We start from the raw sequence: 19,414 nt of genomic DNA on the forward strand, positions 1-19,414 counted from the left end.
GCCATTCGCTCTAAATATTGCAGGACCTTTTGCCGACCAACTTATCATCTAGCGATCAAGAATTCACCAAGCAATTTTCGCGCAATTTAAACAAAAAAAGCCTCCCAGTATGGGGGAGGCTTTTCTTTTTTCAAATTGGGTGTTTTGCACAGGCTAACTAGAACGCCAGGAGTTCTTCGTCCCATTGTTCGTCGCCGAAGATCTCATCTTCGACACGACTCGACTCGGCTGCGAATTCATCAGAGCCGGTATCTACCGCCAGAAGCAAATCTTCCTGCTGGTCATCGACATAACCAAGGCCAGCATCGCTGAACGCTTCATCAACGACCAAGCTCGACTCGGCCTGGTTGCCATTTTCCAACGAAGATATGCTCGGCTTGCTGGTGGCTGCCTGCCAACCCGCATAGAGAGGAGTCACCCCAACGGCTGCCGAAAAGGTCTCTTGGGTAGTGATCGGCGCCACAACATTGACAATCTGAGGAGCGGCCAACACATCAACAACGGTATTGGAAGCCACCGTAGAAACTTCAACTGCCGCCGCAGGCTCCAATTCCAGCCCTTCTGCTTCCCACTTGCTGTGCGTCAAAGCATCAACAAATGCCAACAGGTCGAGGTACGAGAAACGACCATCGCTGTTGACGTCGACGTAGGTCGAAAAGCTCGGAGACTGGTACGACCATTCTGGTAAATCAATCGAACCGGTCTTTTGCATCTGCTTGATGATTTTGACCAAGTCTAAACCAGTCAGCGAACCATCGTTGTCAACATCACCAACCGGCCCATTGGCATTGTGGAAGGCAAACAACGACGCTGTTGTTCCCGAACCATTACCCGTCGGCACTTCGTTTGGATCAAGCGGCGCGACTAGCGTTACGGTGGCCGTTTGGGTATTGCCTACGGAATCTTGCACGGTGTACTGGAAGGTAATGTTCTCAGTCAGATCAGCGACACCATCGGCATTGAATAGAATCCGAGTCCCATCAGGAGAGACGGTAATATCCAGTGGCGGAGTGGTAACCGGGCTGATATTGGTCACGCTACCAGGCACGATCGACAAAGCTCGATTGTAGAAACTGCTATCGTTTGCCAGAACGTTGAAGAACTGACCGTCGGTGTCTTCCTGATACTCGAAGACATCGTTATTCGCGGTCAAACCTGCATCCGGACCTTGCGAGAGGTAGACCTTGTAGTCCTCGATTTCCCCAAAGCTATCGTTCGCTTCAGGTCCTACATCCAAAGTAGGTCCAACGCGGAATCGCACGCTGGCAGCCAAGCGTGCCAGTTGTGGTAAGATCGAGTCATCGAAGACCGTAGTGGGAATATTAAACGTGTAATCGTGTTGCCCAGGCTGCAAAACGACGTTCGTAAAGATCCGTTCGCCTGGATCATTCCAGTCGCCGTCTTTATTCAGATCGATCCAGGCATTCATCACCGTGTTTCTGTGGGTCACACTCGAGATGATCGTAACCGTGTTGGTTCCCTTCTGGATACCATGACTAAAGATGACACCATCATCCTTAATCGGATTGGTACCAAGATAGGCACCTGGGGCAATCGGCGTGCTGCCGTCACCACTGCCGCCAGTATCCGCACCAACGATCACACCAAAAGACAGCGGAGCGGAAAGCGTTGCCGTTCCGTCAGAAGCCAAGTCGATGTACACCGGATTGGTCGACGTTAAATAGATTCCGGCGGTAGGAACCGGCAGAATCTGGAAATGGCCCGCGTAGCCCGAACGAAGGTGGAATCGTCCTAGCGCGTCGGCAGTTGCGGTTGGCTCGCACAGCCCTATGATACCGTCGCCGTTGTAGTCTATGAAAAATCGAGCTCCTCCGACGCCGAATTCGTTGCCGTCCTGAACACCGTCCATATTGAGGTCTTGGAAGGCCAAACCATCCATGCCGACCGATGTTCCACCAGGCACGTCCTTGGCGGCAACCAGTTCGTCGTTATAGAAGGCAATTGCCTGACCCGCGACTGCCGTAATCTCGCCTAGTTCGCGGTATTCCAAACCGAACAGATCGTTATCGAAGTTGTCGAAGTAACCTTCAGCCGGAGCGGAGTCGACCATCGCGTCGGTGATGCCCAGCAGGCTACCTTCCAGAGTGACTTCATAACCATCGAGCGGATCTTCCGTCGAGAAAGTGGAAGTCGAAAGAACGCCGGTGGGGAGGAAGTCGTAGTAGCTGCTGTTGCCGCCGGAAGCTCCAACCCACAGATCCAGTCCACGTGAGTTAACAGCCTCGGCCAGATCGGTCTCCACGGTTGCCCATAAAGCCATTTCGGACGAGGACAATCCATCCGTCACTGCATCTTCGCCAGAAAGAACGATCACCAAGTCGTGGCTGATCAGTTCATCGAAGACGGAAGTGGTGATATAGTTGATGTTGTAGAAATCAGTTCGCTCGTAGCCGGGAGCCGAATGACCACCGTCTGAGAAACTCCAGTCGGACAAGCCGTTACCGATCACCGCGATCGAGTAGTTTGACTTAGCAATTTCTGACTCGGTCCCTTTCCCCCGCAGGAAGTCGAGGACGACGTTATCGTACCCCTGCATCCCTGGCTGACTACCATCGAGAATTGCGTGGTTGCTGGCATACAGGTTTCCACCAATCGCCCCACTGAACGAAACAGTTCCGTCCGGCAAGGGTACGCCGCACGCGTCAACAATCGAGTTCGACCCGTTTCCGTTGTTGTTATTGTTATTATCGTTTTCGTCGATGCCTTGAATCACAGCGGAAGCGTTAGGCAGCATCCAGACTCCGCGTCCAAGAGTACCGGCAACGAGAGAGTCGGTTGCGATGTCGTATTCCATATCATCGACGATTGCGTTGGGCATTCCCGTCGATAGCTCGGTCCAAGTTCCTAACGAATCGACGTACGACATAAACACGCCAGCATTAGTACCGACGACCAACGCATCCATGACAGATCCTGCCACATAGCTGACCGACCAGAGCGATGAGGCGTAATTTAGCAGGTCACCGGTAATATCCTGCCAAGAGGTTCCCGCATCGCCACTCATGGCGACGCCCGTGCTGTCAATCACGAAAACGGATCGCCATTCATCCGTGTCGACAGCCAAGTCGCGAATCGTTCCAAGACCAGGCGAATTCGTTTCGACCAGTTGAGTTCCAACATCATCTCGGAACAGCACGCGGTCGTCGGAACCAACCCATAAAACATTCTCGCTCGCCACGCCGCCGCTATATCCACCGGCGACAATCGCGTTTTGGTTGAGGTCACCATTGGCGGCGCTGGAAGCTCCGGCGACGGTGACTTCGTCGATCGAATCACCTTGATCTAGTGACTCATAGAAACCGCTGGCCCCTTGAATTGCAAGCCGAAATGGGTTCACGACATTGAGTTCCATCGGTGTTCGAAAAACACCCTGAAACGGCGTTCCGCTATTTAGGGTGAGCGCTGGTGCAACCAGTCCCACAAGGTTCCCGGCGGTATCGTAGGTGCGGCGGGCAAATCCCCCCAGGTTGGTGAAACTTGAGTAAAGGATCGATTGACCTTGGTCCGCAAGAGATACATCGTCAACAATAACGTCGCCGCCATCTCCAGTCGTAATGCTGTACCACAGGGATTGCCCCACAACTTGCTGCATCGTTCCGGTATCTTGATTGCCGACGTAGGCAATTCCTGATACCGCATCGTAGGCAACGTCATGGACTTCGGTGATCTGCAGGTTTCCATTAACGCTGAACCAATCGCCTTGATTCGATCGCGGTTGAGTACGCCGATAGATACCGCCGTCATCGGCCTCAATAATATTACCCGCAGCGTCAAAGACCATCTCGCGAGAGTCCGCATGAGGCGCACTGCCGGAAGCCGTTCCACCACCGCTTGCTCCGAGCGTGTTGCTATGCGTCAAGTGAACCCACTGACTCCCCGAAGCCTGGGATGCGTCTCCCCGAAACAGTCGCCCCGTGTAGTCCGTAGCCCCGATCGAGGTCGGATTTTGAAACTCTAGTGGTTGTCGATCTCCACCAACGTAAACAATATTCGGATCCGTAGGATCGGCGACCATTGAAAAATGAATCGAACCTTGCCCACCAGCGAGTTCTTCCGGGGGAGAGCCGGGCTTCGGGCCTTTTCCACCTTTCGGATTCAGGTCAACGAGCGTTCCATTCTCGTTGGTTTGAGGCGTATCCATCTGAGTCCAGTTGGCGCCACCATCTCCAGAGCGAAATAGCCCAACGACATGTCCCGAATTGATAATTGAGACATAGACATTATTCGCGCGGCCAACAGCGATCTCGAGGTTGCTCGTTCCCGTACGCTGGTCTGTCCCATTATCGATCAAGGCATCGATTGTTGCATCGCTTACCTTCGTCCATGCGGCGCCTCCATTGGTGGTGCGATAAACACCAACTTGCCCGCCCCCGGTAGCGTCCGAGAAAGCCATCGCTGTGTAGATGATGTCCGGGTTGGTTGGATCAGCAAACAGGTCATAGCTAACGCCAGAAGGCAGCCCCGTCGACGAACCATCACCTACAGAAACTTGCTGAAAGGTATTTCCCCCGTCTGTGCTCCGGAAGATACCGATGTTCGGAGTGCTAAAAGTATCAGCCGTGTTAACCGAGACAACGATATTGTCACCATTGACAGCGATCGCTGAGATATTCTTTCCTTGTAAAACTCCTCCGCCGTCCACAACCTCCCAAGAAGCTCCGCCATCGGTGGTCCGTACGATCCCTATTCGATCGCCGCCAATACGACCATAGCTGCTGAAGCGACCCGTTGCGGCATAAACGGTCTGGTTGGTTGTGTCCGCCGTGTCGAATGTCATCGCACCGATCGACAGGGACGGCAAGTTGTCACCAACCGGCACCCAATCAGGACGAGTCGCCGTGGCATTCTCGGTCTTCCAAATCCCCCCATTCGTACCACCAACATAGAGCGTGTCAGCATCACTAGGATGAGCAAGCACAACATGAGCAGCACCAACAACGTCTTCGTCAGGAGCAATATTCTCGACCTGACCATTCGTCGCACTAAAAGGCCCAATTGGGGTCCACGCGAGAAGTTGCCGTTGTTCCAGTTGTTCAATTCCGTATCCCAACGAAATCGTATTGTATCTTTTAGCGCGTTTAAGGCCGCGACGCTTCATGGAATGACTCCTCACGCAGGACGAATCTCTGTGGATGTTATGGATTTAATAGGCAGGCAAGGTGACGGATGATCCAATCGGAACGCTTTATCAATAAACGTGATTGAATACTTGCGGAGGGATTCTCACTGGCCAAACTCGGGCCTAGGACATACCTCTACCTTTGACCTTGCCCCGCCAATTGGGTAGCTCAACGGAATATACTTAGATTGACAATAGTTGAGGATGTTCCGATTTTCTACACGAATCACCAGAATTTAGCGAAATCAATACCCCCCGGCGGGGCCGTCTATATCGCCACAGCTATTCTACGTGTCCTGAATGCGCATAAAAATAGGGAGTGACTTTTGGTCACCCCCTATTAGAGTTTCTTATTTTCGAGCGTTGATCTGATTACCAGGTGTACTCGAAACCAACCGTTGGACCGTGATAGATCGCGTTGCCGTTGTCGTTAATCACTGCGGATCGATTGGCGAGTGCAGTCCCGAGCGGCGAGGCTCCACCGGTCGAGAAGTTGAAGTTGTCACTCGAAAGGGCGACACCGTCAATGTAAACGACTTGGTAACCAGCCCGCAGGGAAGCTCGCGGGGCAAGCCGGAAGGTGCTCATGAAACCACCTTCAGCCACCAACGAGGCCCGACGTTGGGTAGCCCGTTCAAACACGGGGCCGCCGCCGGAAAATTCCAAGGTCGACTTCTGGGTCGATGCATTACCATAGACACCAGCTTCACCAAAGGCGGTCAGCGACCAGCGAGTGGTCAGCTTCAAGGTCGAATCCAAACCGAGCTGGGCACCGAACATATCGTTGGTTGCGTCGACGGTGTAGATCATCGAACCGGTGTTACCAGCGGTCAGATAGATCGAGTCGTCAGCGACGCGAACGTATCGGAAACCAACCCAGTACGAAGCTTGCCACCAGCAGTTTGGCGAGGTGAAGAAGCGTCGTAGGTTCAACTCGAAAGAGTCGAAGTTGTTCGAGGTAGCGAACGATTGGAAGTTGGCATTGTCCGTTTCCGCATAACCACCAACCGGATCGACACCGAAGCGGGAGAATGGCGAGAACAAGTCACCCGCTCCGCTCACGCTGCTCAAGGAAGACCAGTTGCCCATGCCGAGGTAGCTGAACTCGAAGTAGCTGCCGACAAAAGCCGAACGTTGCAGCGTCATACGAGTACCACCCTGGTAGTTGAAATCAACATCCTGAGTGTCAAGCACTGGGTTATTCGCGGCACCTCGCGAGGTAAGCACGGTGTTGTTGTTGCCTGGCTCGAAGATGAAGAAGGTGGCGTCCACCGCAACATCAAAGTACCGAGGAGCACAACGACCACCGTAGTTGCTCAGGTCCCAAGCGTTGCCAATACCGCGAGAGAAACCGCAGTAAACGCCGCCACCTGTCAAACCGCAGCAGCCACCGCAACCGGCTCCGCCACATGCTTGGCAACCGCCGTTGTTACCACCTTGGCCTCCAAGGCAGCTTTGGCAGCCAGCCCCACCGCAAGTCGCACAGCCGCCGTAAGCGCCCATATGACTGGTTGGCATGACATTGGGATCCATCATGGGTTGCCCTGGGGCAGCCATGCCGTATCCAGCCGGCATCACGCCGTACGGTCCGGCCATGCCGGGCATCATCATTTGACCGTATGGGTCCATAGCGACATACGGATTTGGCCCAGGCTGCATGGGCATTTGCGGCCTTGGCTGTTCAACCTGTTGCCGTTCAACTCGCCAGTCGTTGCTGGCAAATTGGCCGGCGGCGGACGATTCTTGTCCGATCGTCCGCTGACCGGTTTGGTTGGCATAGGTTGTCTTTTCAGCGTTCGCCTGTGCGGCAAAAAACACTGTGGACAACGTCAAGGCGGTCCACAAGGTAGTGGCTCTCATGGGTTCCTCTTTCGCAATCGAAAGGCAACTGGATGGCCCAGTGGTCGACAACGGTTGGTAAATTGGTTATCGCAGGCCGCCCAACTGGGTAGGCCTTAAATGTGACTCAAGTTGAATCTTCGATACCTTCAACACAACCAATCGGCACGGAAAGGTAAGAAGAACCAGCACTTTCAGAACGAGCCGCAGATATTTTGCAAATTAACACAATCCAGAAGCCGCTAGCGGGGCAAATTGGCATTGCAAAGCCTTATTGCCAACGCAGCTTTCCTAAACCGTACTTTCGGAACCTACTTTATTGATTCGAAGAATTGAGCCATGCGGGCTCGCGTTAACTTGGGTTTTCGTACCACACGAGCTTGCCAACGCCATCGACGAGTTGCAACGTTAACAGGTCGAGATCACCATCCCGATCTAGATCGTACGGAAGAACCGTCTCGAAAGTTCCCTGGGGCAATACGGCAATCGGCTGGAGAACCCAAATTGGGTTCTCACCTTGCACTTTCTGGCGATAGCACACCAACGTTGCCTCGCCATGGCGATGCCACCCCCCTTGAATCACGTCGCTGTACCCATTTCCACTAAAATCACCGATTGCAACCGACGTTCCTTGTTTTGCGTCGTATGCCGGAGGAATGACCGAGATCTTCCAATGGAGAGGCTGCTGGCGGTCTTGAACCATCAGCCGCACAAAGCCTGAGGCGGTGGCAGCGGCTAAATCGGGGAGCTTGTCATGGTCGATATCCCCAAACGCCAGGGTATTGATGCTATCACTTTCGCCACCGATCCGCGTATGACGCCAAGCTTCTGGGCGAGAAGCACTCTCTGGGCCTGGGTTAATCAGTCCGTGAATGCCTGGGCTCACTAGTCCTGTTTGGACAAACAACAAGTCGGTCAGTCCATCTCGATTCAGATCTTGGGCGAAGATAGGTGAATCTGGCTCGATCTGTGCGATTGCCTGGTAGCCTTCCAGGTAATAGGCCCCCGATGCGATTCCTCGCCGCTGTAGCCAACCTAGCGAGGCCTTGGCTCCTGTGCCAGCACAGATGATATCTTCCCCTCGCAGCGTATCCATTCGCCCTACGGCCAGTCGTGCTCCGGCCAGCTCTGGTTGCTCACGGACAATAACTTCTGAGACCCAATGAATCGATCTCGAATCGCCCCATTTCGCTGGCACAGCACGGTGAAACATCAGTTGCTCGGTATCGCTTTGATGACTGGTAACGATGTCCAGCTGGTTATCGCCATCTAAATCAGCAATCACCAAGTCTCTTGGGGCTGTCATTTCCCCGACTAGATTAGCCAACCATGGGCGTTTTGCCACCGCTTTGCCAGGGTGCAGATAAACCTGAACCAAGCTGGCTTGATTCGGGTCGGTCGCAATCGTGGCAACATCTACCAGGCCATCCCGGTTTATATCACGAGCTACGATTCGCTGGTGATCGTGCAGATTGTCGGCGATCTTATGAGCTTTCCAGCCATCGGCAGCCTGGGCTAGGGAAGCCGTTAGGATAAGCAGAACGCTTTTCGCTAGCAACGCCATCTTCATAAGCCTGCCTCTCGCTAAGGTGCCACACGAATTTCGCTTTCGACAGTTTCAATAGACAGCCTATTTTCAAAGCCATCAAATCATTTGCGAAAGTAAGTGAGAGCACTCGCAGGGCTTACAGGCTATTGCTGCTCTTTGACCACGGGGATTTGAATTTCCCAATAGCGTTTTTCAACGGGGGTCATGGGGCCATTATAGCCCAACCGTCGTGGCTGACCGGCTTCCTTCCAAGTTGACTGTTCCTTCAGCCAAGCACGCAGCTTTTCTAAACCAGCCTGAAATGCCTTTTCGTTCATCCCACCTCGATAGCCCAAGGTAAGAAAATCTTCCGCTTCACGGTTCTCGACCACCACTTTGCCCAAGCCTGGTCCGGCTTTGCCTTGGTCGGGTTGGCGATAGACGAACTCCATTTCGATTTCGGATTTCCCATCTTCGTCATCGTAGGTGTTAATCACTGGCGCGGTCATCTCAACGCGGTTCGCTTGGATGTGCGCGAAAAGCTGCCAGAAGAGCATCGTATCGGCTTTCTCAAAGCTTCCTTTAGCCTCGGCGACAGCCGTTCGGTATGCGGGATAGGCTTTGACCTCGATTTTTCCAACGTCGGTTAGCTTCGGCCAGCCTTGGGGCAGGGGGGCATCCGCTTTACCTTCCTTGTCTCCCTCTGCCGCCATCCCAGTTCCCCCGGCTAATACGAGCAATCCCACCGCACAAATCGCTGCTATCACTTTCATCGCGGACTCCATTAATTGAGAGGAAGACGCTGGATACCTCCGTATTAAACCGGCAGATAGAAGCAATTGTAACGACGATTGCCATTTCAATTGTCAAGAAACATTGGAAGGGCAAGCTTGGCTAACCAAGCTGCCCTTCCGGTCCAATCGCTCCCAGTAAGGAAGTAAGCGTTTATGGGATCCAGTAAACGGCTCCCAAGATGGCGGCCGATTGATAGGCCGCCCCGCGGGCACTCAGCGGTACCGGCGGAATCAAGTAAGGGGCACAGTCGCCAGGTCGGTAGTAGCCCAACGCATAGCGACATTCGGTCGGTGGATGGATGCCCATTTGGTAAGGCAACAAGGCCGCACTGCCGAAGAAGTGAGCTCCGGAAAGCACCACTTGGGAAACAGGTCCGGTGGTATGACCGTAGCGTTCAAGGGCACGTTCTTCAAAGTACAACGGCTTGTGGCATAAAGCCGAGGCGGTCCAATTGACTTCCAGGGGAGCCCAATGACGGCCCAGGAAAGGTTGATCGGTCCAGCCACATTCGTACGGCAAATTCCAATAGGCGGCGACAAAGCACTTCTCGTCGCTGGCCAATGATTTCAGCGGAATACGCTTGATCTCGGTTCCCGTATCGATGCTGACTCGGCGATCGCTAATGTCGAGCATGCGTCCCTCGGCAACCACTTCGCCAGCTAGGTTATGCCACTCACGAATGGGCGATTCCTGCATCGCTTGAGCTTGTTGCGAACGAGCCATAGCGGGATCTTCTTCATCCGGAGCAAACGGGGCAGAGATATCGACCGAGATATTGCGAATATCGATGCGACCTAGCTCTTCCCGAATCGCGATACAGCTTTGCGACTCTTCGCAGCAGTTACGTTTTTTGTAGGTCTGCTCGCAATCGGCCCCTTTGCCCATCGGCCCTTGTGGCGTAGCTCCGTAGCTCGGTGGCGGCAGCGGGTTCGAGGGGCGAGCAGGTGTCAGCGGATCTAGCGATGGCGTGCTTTGCATCGGCTTATCCAGCATCGGAGCGGCCTCGGCCGGGGCTGGCTGCGTGGGAGCAGGCAGCATGGGCTCGGTAGCCATCGGCTGAACTTCTGCTGGCGGTTCGGCAGCAGGCTGTTGCGGTGGCGAGAAACGGCTACGTGGCGGCTCGGCTTGTTGAGCCGTGTATTTTTCAAGTTGATCGTTGAATGGATCGTTGAACGGGTCAGCCGGGGGGAGGGTCGAAGCGTTCTGAACGACCTGGCCGTCGGCGGAGGTCAATTGCAAGTGAGCAACTGGCTTCACTTCCGAAGTCAAAACAGACTTCTCCGTTTTCTCCGCATTCTGCACCTTGGCAGAAGGTCGCCACTTCAAATGGCTTTGCGGCGCGGCAGAAGGCTTTTCGAGCGGTGCCGCGTTGATTTGCGAAGTAGGGAGGGGGCGCGGTGTTTGCGCTTCCGCGACCGGCAACAGCCCTCCCAAAACCACGCCACCTTGAACCACCAAGGTGGCAACAAGCTTGACGCTATTCTGAGTCGTGTGTCTCCGGGCTGTAGTTAGGAGACTCTTGAGTGATAGCGATGTCATGAGGATGGCTTTCCCTAACACTAGCCGAGGTTACTCGGATAAATGTGGCGTCCTTGCGAAGTTCCTCGATAGTTTTCGTTCCGCAGTATCCCATGCCAGCACGTAGTCCGCCGACAAGTTGATACACGAACGCACTTAAATGTCCTTTGAACGGCACCCGACCTTCGACCCCTTCGGGAACGAGCTTGCCACCATCGGTGACGCTGCCTTGTCGGTACCGCTCTTTCGAGCCTTTGACCATCGCTCCTAGGCTGCCCATGCCTCGGTAAACCTTAAAGGTTCGACCTTGGTACAGGATCACCTCGCCAGGACTTTCCGCCACGCCAGCGAACAAACCGCCGATCATGACAACGCTCGCCCCAGCCGCGATTGCCTTGGTAATGTCTCCAGAGAACCGAACACCGCCGTCCGCGATAATTGGAATTCCATATTTCAAAGCGACCTGACTGGTGTCATGAATCGCCGTAATCTGCGGAACCCCAACCCCGGAGACGACTCGGGTTGTGCAAATCGAACCAGGTCCGATGCCAACCTTAACCGCGTCCGCGCCCGCTTTGATCAAGTCTTCGCATCCTTCCGCAGTCGCCACGTTGCCGGCGATCACGTCGATGTTCCAGTTTTTCTTGATCTCGCGAACGGTCTCGATGACGTTCTTGGAATGCCCGTGGGCACTATCCACTACCAACACGTCCACGTCGGCGTTGATGAGACTTTGAACTCGGTCAAAATCCATCACTCCGACAGCGGCTCCTGCCCTTAAACGTCCCATCGAGTCTTTGGACGCTTGAGGGAACCGGTTCATCATGTCAATGTCTTTGATCGTGATGAGACCTGTCAGTTTGTAATCTTCGTCAACCAGTAAAAGTTTCTCCACCTTTTTAGCCGTTAAAATTTGCTCAGCTTCCGCAAGCGTTACAGTCCCAGTTGCGGTCACGAGGTTATCTTTCGTCATAACCTCTTTGATACTAAGCTCATTCGACTCTAAGAACCGTAAATCGCGGCGGGTGATGATACCAGCTAGCTTGCCATCATCCCCAATGATCGGCACCCCAGAAACGTGATGCTGGTCCATCACACGGCGTGCTTCGTTGACCGGAGCAGAGGGGGGCAGGGTGACCGGATCGACAATAATGCCGTTGGCCGACCGCTTCACCTTGGTGACTTCTTCGGTCTGAACTTCGGTAGAGAGATTCTTATGAATAATGCCCAGGCCGCCTTCTTTCGCCAAGGCGATCGCCATCTCTGACTCGGTGACGGTATCCATCGGCGAGCTGAGCAGCGGTATGTTCAGCGTGATGTTGGCCGTTAGTTGTGTCTTGGTGGTTACGTCCGCCGGCACAAAGTCGCTAAAGCGAGGGCTCAACAAGACGTCATCAAACGTAATCGCGACCTTGGCGAAGCGATCTTCCATAGACATTCAAACTCCCGTCGGCAATGGATTTGGGCAAGTCAGGGTAGAGAAACCCTGTATTATGCGCCAAAGCATGCACCGAGGGCAACGCATGCGACTTTAGGAAAAACCGACAAACTGGGCACATTCTTCCCAAAAAACCTCTCTCGACCGCTTCCCCCTCGAATTGGTATGGTCCCGGCGGCTAAGGATACTGCCAATATTCATCCGGGAAACACAAATGAAGCCGCTTCGATTTCTGCTCAATGCGATGCTGGCCACACTCCTGACACTCGTTTCCCATCAAGAGGCACCTGCCGAGCAGCCACCGCAACAGCCGTTCGTCCTCACGATTCGTGTTCTCGAGCAACGCGATGTAGGCCAGAAACCCGTTTGCGTAAGCGCACCTTCGATTTCCGCTTACCCCAATCGCCCGTTCGCGTTCGTATCTGGCGGCGAGATCCCTTCCAAGTTCGATGACTCGCTCTACCTAATCGGCACACGGGTCGAAGGAGTTGTTAAGCTGCGGAAAGATGGTCAATTCCAGCTTGAGGCTCAATACACCCTGGGCCAACAACGTCCCCTACCAGCGGCAACCGAATCCGAGATTTTTCACAACGAAACCGTCCACTTCAAAACGGTCCTCAAAGATCGCGAGAGCCGGACGCTTCAGGTGTCAGCCACGCGATCGTACGCGTTAAAAATCGAAACGGTTTCCCAGCTCACACCACTTAAACCGGATCAGCCCCAGCCTTCCTCGCACGAGCTGAAGTCCGCCAGTAGCGTCCAGCAATACGGCTCCGGGCAAGTTAAGCGTCGCCGGTAACCTCTAAGGCAGTCGCTTTTCCTCAAAGGATATTCGCATGTCAGCATTCAATCGCCTACTCGCTACGTTCCCGCTATTGTTTAGTTTGCTGACCTCAACGGCACTAGCTCAACCCGGCGGGGAAGAACCGCGTGAGGGAGTCATCATCAAAATACGGTTGTGCGAACAGCCTGCTGGGGCCAAGTATCCGACGATTCTCGCTCAGCCGATGCTTCAAACCTTAGTTGGCCAGCCTGCCCAGATTCGCGTAGGAGGCAGCCTGAAATCGCAGTTCTACCCAAGCATGCACGAGATGGGGCTCAAACTGAACGTTGTCGCGACCAAGCATGACGACAAACGCTATGCGGTTAAAGCCGATCTCGTGCGAGGCAGAACCCTGGGTGAGAACGATCCTGATACCGAGATTTTCACGACCGAAACGCTTCAAGTACGAATGCTTGCCGAGAATGGCCAGCTGAACAAAATCGCGATCTCGCCGTCCAAGTGGTGCGAACTTACCCTCTTCACTCCGCAAGGCTACGTGGACTTCCAAGAAGAAGCCAATCGCCACAAACCTCACCCCGCAGGGACAACTTTCTCGTATTCCGCAAAACCAACGGTGTCGACTATCCCGCCGATGATCGCTCGCCCAGAAACGCTTCCTTCGTCCCAATAGCCGACTTTTCAGTCGCAGCTTGGGATTCGATGCGTTTATACTCTTGAGAGGTAATATGCCCCTCAGGAGTTTGTTATGCGAGACGCTTTCTGGAAATCGCTAATTGTGCTGGGCATCTTCTACGCTGCCGCGCAGCAGGCACTCGGCCAGCCGTTAGTTGCTAAGGCCGAGAGCATCGAGAGCGCCGTCATCAATGCCGATCTGGTCCTTGTCGCCAAGCTCGTTCATATTGGCGAAGCGAAGCAAGTAGATGGACGTGAGTTCTATAACACGAACATATCCATCGTGCGAAATCTAAAGCAGGACCTGTACCTCGACGAACCGCACAAGAAGCTTCAAGCCGAACTGCTTGGGCCTGCGGCGGTACTTGCAGACTGGAAGGACCGTTCATGCGATTTGTTGGTGCTCATCTACAATTACGAACCGTACGCAACTAAGGTGATCGAACTTGCCCCAGGAAAGATGGAGGTCATGAAGGCGGATTTCACCCTGTTGCGAGAACCTGAAGCGGTACTGAATGCCGCCGAGCAAGCGCTACAGCGAACGCCTCCTGCTATCAAACGCCTGCACACCTTCGAGTTACATGTTCCCCGCAATCTCATAGCCAATACGCAGTGGGATAACTATTTCGGTCTCTTTCTGAATGTCCCTGTCGACCAACAGCTTGAGAAGCGGGCGATTAAGTACCTTCGGTCGGAAAACTATAACGAGCGTAAAGAAGGAGCGAGGGCCTTGCGTTACTTCCGCTCGGACGAAAATATCGCTCGGCTCAAGACGCTTTTGCAAGATCCAGGCTGGGGCTATCTGAGACATCCCGCAGACAATAACGGCATCGAAGTTCGCTACTATGGCGTGCGTGATTCGGCTTATCTCACGCTAAAATCATGGGACGTTGAAGTCGACAAACCGGAAACGCAAGAAACAATCTTACGTTCCCCTCCCGACAACAAAGATCCATGACCCAGGCAGGGCCAATCAGAGTTCTCGCGTCTCAATCTCGCGCCAAGCTGCAAGGCCCTACGCCGCCGTCGCGAATTAAGTGCCGTCTTCAAACACGCGTCGTTGCTGGCGTTTGTTGCGGAAGATGCCTGACTTGTTCGGCGCGGCAGCGGGGAGCATGACTTCCGAGGCAACCTCGTAGTTAAGAAGCTGAACGGTCGTTTTCGATTTTAGCTTTCCTTCAGCGTCGTAAGCGGTCATCCAAGTTCCGACGACAAAGCCTGGCACGTCGGTTGATTGCGCTTCGACCGTTTCGGTTGTTTCTTCCGACGACGTGGTCTTCTGCACAATGAACGCTACCGTTTTGATTTCAGTTAATACCGGGTAAGGCTTATCGAGTGCGATCACCTCGGAAATCATTTGCTTGTCTGGGGCATCGGCACCAGATGGAGTAAAGGCGTACTCTCGCCGCAGAATGTAAGGGGGCGTATCAGGATTGTAGAAGACTTTGCCGCTGACTTTGGTCGGTTCGCCCAAGACTTCCATTTGGCGGACTTCACACTTGTACGACTTCCCTAAGATCGACAGCTTCTGTTCGCCGCCAGGTGTGATGCGTACGCGCTGGGTTCCGGTCTGCCCATTGATGCCGCTGCGGAATTCGCGGGTTGGCTTCTCGAAGACTTGACCACTGACCTCCGATTTCGCTTCTCGTTCAAGCACAATGAAGTCGTGCCCGACTTCCTTCAAGCGAATCGTCAGCGTGGTCGTCATCGACGAGACCAACTGGCCATCTTTGAAGGTTTCCGTAACTTGCTTGATTTGCTTCCACGATCCTTCTGGAAAGCTGGCCCACTCGTGGTGCTCCGGAGGAACCAATAGTTCCTGCGCGGCTCCCCACGAGGGCAACAGAAGCAGCAGCAAGAGGGCGATTCCTCTAGGCATGGACTTTTCCCAATTTGTGGCGTGTCAAACGTAGCGACTTGCGAACGTGGCAAGCCGCCTGGACAAATGAAGCACTCCAGCTTCACCTTGCCTAGGTTACTTTATCATGGAGCACACGACATCCAAGTGGGTTGATTCAAACATCCTGAACGCCCTATTTTTCGTTACTTTCCTCAACACTCCCCTCACAAGTGCGATCGCATGGCAAGAATTTCCCCACAATTTCCGAGTCTTGGCGGGGAAAGATTGTCCGCATATCCAGCACAACCTCTTCTTTGCAACAACGGAAGCAAGCGACAGCGGGGAAGCTCTTCAAGTGCTCTGGAACCGATATTTTGCCTTCTTCCGAAAGCTGCAACACAATTTGCCTGGTTGCCATTTTCGCGCAACCAGGGAGTGATAGAACCTCTGCTTCGCGAGTGATCGCTTCTGTTATCCAAGGCGATACGGCCAGTTGTTCTGCCAGACGGGTGGCCCGCAGATCGAGGTTTTCAAGCGAAGTCGAAAGCAACGACAACAGCGGCAAACGATCATCGACCCGCTGGCCCGATTGATGAATGCGGAGACAAGCTTCGAGCTCGACCAATGCTGCCTCGCTTGCTTGCAGATACGGGGCGAGCGTTATCTGCCTTAAGAGGTCAATCGATTCTTTTCGCCCAAGCACGATTCCACAATTTGGGCCACCGGTTAACAAGCCGCCGCTCAGCATGACGACATCGGCTCCCAAGTCTATTGCCTGACTGGCACTCGTCAGCGAAAGCGATTTATGCATTTCTTCCGGAAGCAGGCCAGCAATCCCCAGGTCAACCCAACACTCTGCCTGAGAGGCACGCAACGCTTCGAGCATTTGCGTTGTCGGCGGAATCACCGCACTTCCAGGCCCATCGAAATTGGTTCGATCGAACCACAAGAGTCGCGCGGCTTTCCCTTGAATTCCTGCCTGAAGCTGGCTGAAATCGATCTCGTTGCTGGCCCCAATCTCGTGGATCCCGCCCAACTCTTCCAAACGTTGTGGGAGGTTGATTCCGTCGAACGTAGCCGACATCTGCGAACGTGGGACGTAGGTCTCGCAAGTGGCCAAATGCTGGGTGACCAAGTAGTTGGCAGCCTCTCGATCTTGAAAAATGATGGCCGCTTCCGCTCCGGTCATTTCGCATAGCAGCTGCTCGATTCCTTGGCGAAAGTCATTTTCCGCCGAGGCCAAGTGGTAGTCGTGTCGCCTAGCGTGGGCTTGCACGATGATCTCTTCTGCCAAGGGGCCCAGCGGAAACTGGCGGCCTAGCACCTGACCGGTTGCATTGATCACCTCAGGCCGGCCGAGTCCCTTTTTACCCAAGATCCAATTCGAGATCTCGCTGGCCAGGCCTTGCAGAGAAGTGTAGGGCAGGGCCGGAGCAACCTCCATCGCCATCTTCTGATACGGTTCCAGATACGACTTGATCCCAGCAGCTACGGTACTGCTAGAGACCTTGTGCGCCAGATCCTTCAAGGGACGCAGTTCCATGAGCTGTGAAATGGACGGAATGCGATTAAGCGGCGAATCAGACATGCAAATACCTTTCAACAAAAGGGGCTATCTCTATTATGCCCCACCAATCCCGTGTTTTCACGGGGACTGCCCCGCTGAGATCCCTCCCAAGAACGAAAAAAGCCACTCTGCATGGGGAGTCAGAGTGGCTCTCAGGAATTGGCTTTTCCGCTTGAATCCTAGAACTTTGAACGAGGCAGGTCCAAAAATTCGCTCACGGTTTGCGGGGGTGCAGGCTCTGGCTCGGTTGAAAACCAACCGCCAAACCAGGAACTGCTCTCTTGTTGCTTCTTCTTGCTTGCTGAGTGATAACCACCACGATAGGTGGTTCGCCTTGTCGGTTTCTCATCTTCCGCGTCGTCAAACGGATTGAGAAAATCAGCGGACTTGTAGAAGAAGTCCTTTGTACCGTTGTTGATCTTTTGTAGTGTGCTTGGCCCAGTCGATTTCTTGGCTGGTGCCGGACTACTTCCCCAGCTTAATGGGTTATACCATTCGGCTTGGGCCGACATCGGTAGCGATGCCCCCAACAGACAAACAAGTGTCCAAACGATGATCTGAGTTGTGCGTTTCATTTCTCCGACTCCCTACAGTAGAAATTTGCTGGCGCGAATAGTCGCAACATCGCCCACGCATGTCTAGACCAATTTCCCGCTTTTCGAGGGGGCAGGGGAAGCATGCCGATTGTCGCCTAAACCGATATTCCGTAGAGTGTCCATTCCACCAACGCGATTCGAGGATGTAAGCATGACCAACAGTTCACTTCAGGTGGGATTCATCGGCGCTGGACAAATGGCCCAGGCCATGGCTCGCGGCTTTGTCGATCGAGGCGGGATCGAGGCCAGCGCGATCCTGGCTTCCGATCCCTATCCTGAAGCCCTACAGCGGTTTGAGAAGGCAATTCCCGGTTGCCTGACCACCGACGACAACCAAGCCGTGATCGGCCAAAGCGACATCGTCATCCTTGCGGTCAAGCCGCAAATGATGCAGAAAGTCGCCGAGTCCATTTCAGATATTCCTTCTGACTGCTTGCTTGTTTCGATCGCAGCAGGGATCACGTTATCGAAATTAAATGCAATTTTCCCCACCACGCGGATCATTCGGGTGATGCCCAACACGCCTTGTCTGGTGGGTGTGGCGGCTTGCGGTTATTCTGCATCGGACGATGTAGACCCGGAAGATATCGAGCGAACTCAGCAATTGCTCGAATCGAGCGGCATTGCGCTGCAAGTCCCTGAAAAGCTGCTGGATGCCGTTACTGGGCTATCTGGCTCTGGGCCCGCTTTCATCTATATGCTGATCGAAGCGATGAGCGATGCAGGCGTTCGCCAAGGTCTGCCACGGGACGCCGCCCTGCAACTGGCAGCTCAAACCGTCAAAGGGGCCGCAGAGATGGTCCTCGCCACCGGCGAGCATCCAGGAGCCCTGAAAGATAAAGTGACAAGCCCCGGCGGAACTACCATTGCTGGGGTATATGCGTTGGAAAAAGCTGGTTTTCGTGGAGCCGTGATGGATGCAATCTCCGCAGCGGCTGCCCGGTCTCGGGAATTAGGGCTAGATTAACAGCCCAAAGCACCGATGCCAGTAATATAATGAAAATGGTTAATAGACTGCCTGCTTGAAAAGGAGTCGCCCATGAGCTCGCTCTTTTGCATCATTGACGACAAACACGTACCGATCTATCGCATCTTATGGCTATCGGCTGTTCCTCATTTTTGTGGAGAGGAAGATTGCCAATGCGAAGGTCGCTATGAAGTTCGCCTGGAACAAGGCGAATCGCTGTGGACGAATCGCGAGGAACGAGACGAGATCCTCAAAGCGATGGAAAAGTGGCACACCGGGGACGACCTGGATGCCGGTGGCCAAGACTTTGAAAATTGGTCTTAGCCTGCTTAGCCGTTCTTCTACGAGACCTGACTTTCACAACAAAAAAAGGACCTTGGCAAGTTGCCAGGTCCTTATTTTTTTGAGAGAGCATTCGGAGGTTGCTCTGAAGGGTTTATCCGGAAGCTATCGACCGCTTACTTCTTACCAGCAGTCTTCTTCTTGGCGGCCTTCTTCTTGGACGAGCCGGTGGTGCTTGCCTTCTTGGTGGCTGCCTTGCTGGTGGACTTCTTCGTTGCAGATTTCTTCTTAGCTGGGGCAGGGCCAAAAGCCGATTCCCATCCGTTAGCGTACTTTTCGGTGGAGCCCACACGAATGATAGACACGGTAAAAACCTCCTGGAAACTTGATGACCTGAAACGTATTCAGGGACGTGAATCACTGTTAGTAAAAAGCGTTTTGCCAGCGT

At 53.9% G+C, this 19,414-nt stretch carries 15 protein-coding genes; 5 read left to right on the forward strand and 10 right to left on the reverse strand.

The window, feature by feature from the left end; all coding sequences use genetic code 11:
* Positions 1 to 157: 157 nt before the first annotated feature.
* The 6 genes from DTL42_RS20140 to guaB form a co-directional block, all read right to left on the reverse strand.
* Positions 158 to 5,119, reverse strand: coding sequence for a GEVED domain-containing protein (locus DTL42_RS20140; protein ID WP_114371407.1), 4,962 nt, complete (start codon positions 5,117 to 5,119; stop codon positions 158 to 160).
* 393 nt (positions 5,120 to 5,512) lie between these two features.
* Positions 5,513 to 7,000, reverse strand: coding sequence for a hypothetical protein (locus tag DTL42_RS20145; protein ID WP_114371410.1), 1,488 nt, complete (start codon positions 6,998 to 7,000; stop codon positions 5,513 to 5,515).
* Positions 7,001 to 7,331: 331 nt separating this feature from the next.
* Positions 7,332 to 8,549 (reverse strand): FG-GAP repeat domain-containing protein, encoded by a 1,218-nt coding sequence (locus tag DTL42_RS20150; RefSeq protein WP_114371412.1) that lies wholly within the window; start codon positions 8,547 to 8,549, stop codon positions 7,332 to 7,334.
* A 122-nt stretch (positions 8,550 to 8,671) separates the two neighbouring features.
* Positions 8,672 to 9,280, reverse strand: a complete 609-nt coding sequence (locus tag DTL42_RS20155) for a heme-binding protein (RefSeq protein WP_158545489.1) — start codon at positions 9,278 to 9,280, stop codon at positions 8,672 to 8,674.
* A gap of 172 nt (positions 9,281 to 9,452) precedes the next feature.
* On the reverse strand, positions 9,453 to 10,841 hold the full coding sequence (locus DTL42_RS20160; protein WP_147274376.1) for a hypothetical protein: 1,389 nt from the start codon (positions 10,839 to 10,841) through the stop codon (positions 9,453 to 9,455).
* The gene (gene guaB, locus DTL42_RS20165; protein WP_114371419.1) at positions 10,780 to 12,252 is read right to left on the reverse strand and encodes an IMP dehydrogenase; all 1,473 of its coding nucleotides are present in this window, start codon (positions 12,250 to 12,252) and stop codon (positions 10,780 to 10,782) included. The genes DTL42_RS20160 and guaB overlap by 62 nt, the downstream gene beginning before the upstream one ends.
* Positions 12,253 to 12,472: 220 nt before the next feature.
* On the opposite strand from guaB, the gene DTL42_RS20170 reads away from it, so the two are divergent.
* From DTL42_RS20170 to DTL42_RS20180, 3 genes are all read left to right on the forward strand, one after another.
* Positions 12,473 to 13,057 (forward strand): hypothetical protein, encoded by a 585-nt coding sequence (locus tag DTL42_RS20170; RefSeq protein WP_114371421.1) that lies wholly within the window; start codon positions 12,473 to 12,475, stop codon positions 13,055 to 13,057.
* Between the two features lie 37 nt (positions 13,058 to 13,094).
* Positions 13,095 to 13,712, forward strand: coding sequence for a hypothetical protein (locus DTL42_RS20175; RefSeq protein WP_114371423.1), 618 nt, complete (start codon positions 13,095 to 13,097; stop codon positions 13,710 to 13,712).
* Between the two features lie 75 nt (positions 13,713 to 13,787).
* The gene (locus DTL42_RS20180) at positions 13,788 to 14,672 is read left to right on the forward strand and encodes a hypothetical protein (RefSeq protein ID WP_114371426.1); all 885 of its coding nucleotides are present in this window, start codon (positions 13,788 to 13,790) and stop codon (positions 14,670 to 14,672) included.
* A 75-nt stretch (positions 14,673 to 14,747) separates the two neighbouring features.
* On the opposite strand, the gene DTL42_RS20185 is transcribed toward DTL42_RS20180, so the two are convergent.
* The 3 genes from DTL42_RS20185 to DTL42_RS20195 form a co-directional block, all read right to left on the reverse strand.
* On the reverse strand, positions 14,748 to 15,593 hold the full coding sequence (locus tag DTL42_RS20185; protein ID WP_114371428.1) for a hypothetical protein: 846 nt from the start codon (positions 15,591 to 15,593) through the stop codon (positions 14,748 to 14,750).
* Positions 15,594 to 15,747: 154 nt separating this feature from the next.
* Complete coding sequence (locus DTL42_RS20190) at positions 15,748 to 17,142, reverse strand: hypothetical protein (RefSeq protein ID WP_114371431.1); 1,395 nt, start codon at positions 17,140 to 17,142, stop codon at positions 15,748 to 15,750.
* Positions 17,143 to 17,300: 158 nt separating this feature from the next.
* Complete coding sequence (locus DTL42_RS20195; RefSeq protein WP_114371434.1) at positions 17,301 to 17,696, reverse strand: hypothetical protein; 396 nt, start codon at positions 17,694 to 17,696, stop codon at positions 17,301 to 17,303.
* A gap of 172 nt (positions 17,697 to 17,868) precedes the next feature.
* Between DTL42_RS20195 and proC the strand changes: the two genes are divergently transcribed.
* Together proC and DTL42_RS20205 are read left to right on the forward strand one after the other, a co-directional pair.
* Positions 17,869 to 18,684, forward strand: a complete 816-nt coding sequence (gene proC / locus DTL42_RS20200) for a pyrroline-5-carboxylate reductase (RefSeq protein ID WP_114371436.1) — start codon at positions 17,869 to 17,871, stop codon at positions 18,682 to 18,684.
* A 72-nt stretch (positions 18,685 to 18,756) separates the two neighbouring features.
* Positions 18,757 to 19,008, forward strand: a complete 252-nt coding sequence (locus tag DTL42_RS20205) for a hypothetical protein (protein ID WP_114371438.1) — start codon at positions 18,757 to 18,759, stop codon at positions 19,006 to 19,008.
* Positions 19,009 to 19,142: 134 nt separating this feature from the next.
* Here the strand turns inward: DTL42_RS20205 and DTL42_RS20210 are convergent, their stop codons facing one another.
* Positions 19,143 to 19,331: a hypothetical protein gene (locus DTL42_RS20210; protein ID WP_114371440.1), complete on the reverse strand. Its 189-nt coding sequence runs from the start codon at positions 19,329 to 19,331 to the stop codon at positions 19,143 to 19,145.
* Positions 19,332 to 19,414 lie beyond the last annotated feature (83 nt).

Origin of the sequence: Bremerella cremea, from assembly GCF_003335505.1 — a bacterium.
GTDB lineage: Bacteria > Planctomycetota > Planctomycetia > Pirellulales > Pirellulaceae > Bremerella > Bremerella cremea_A.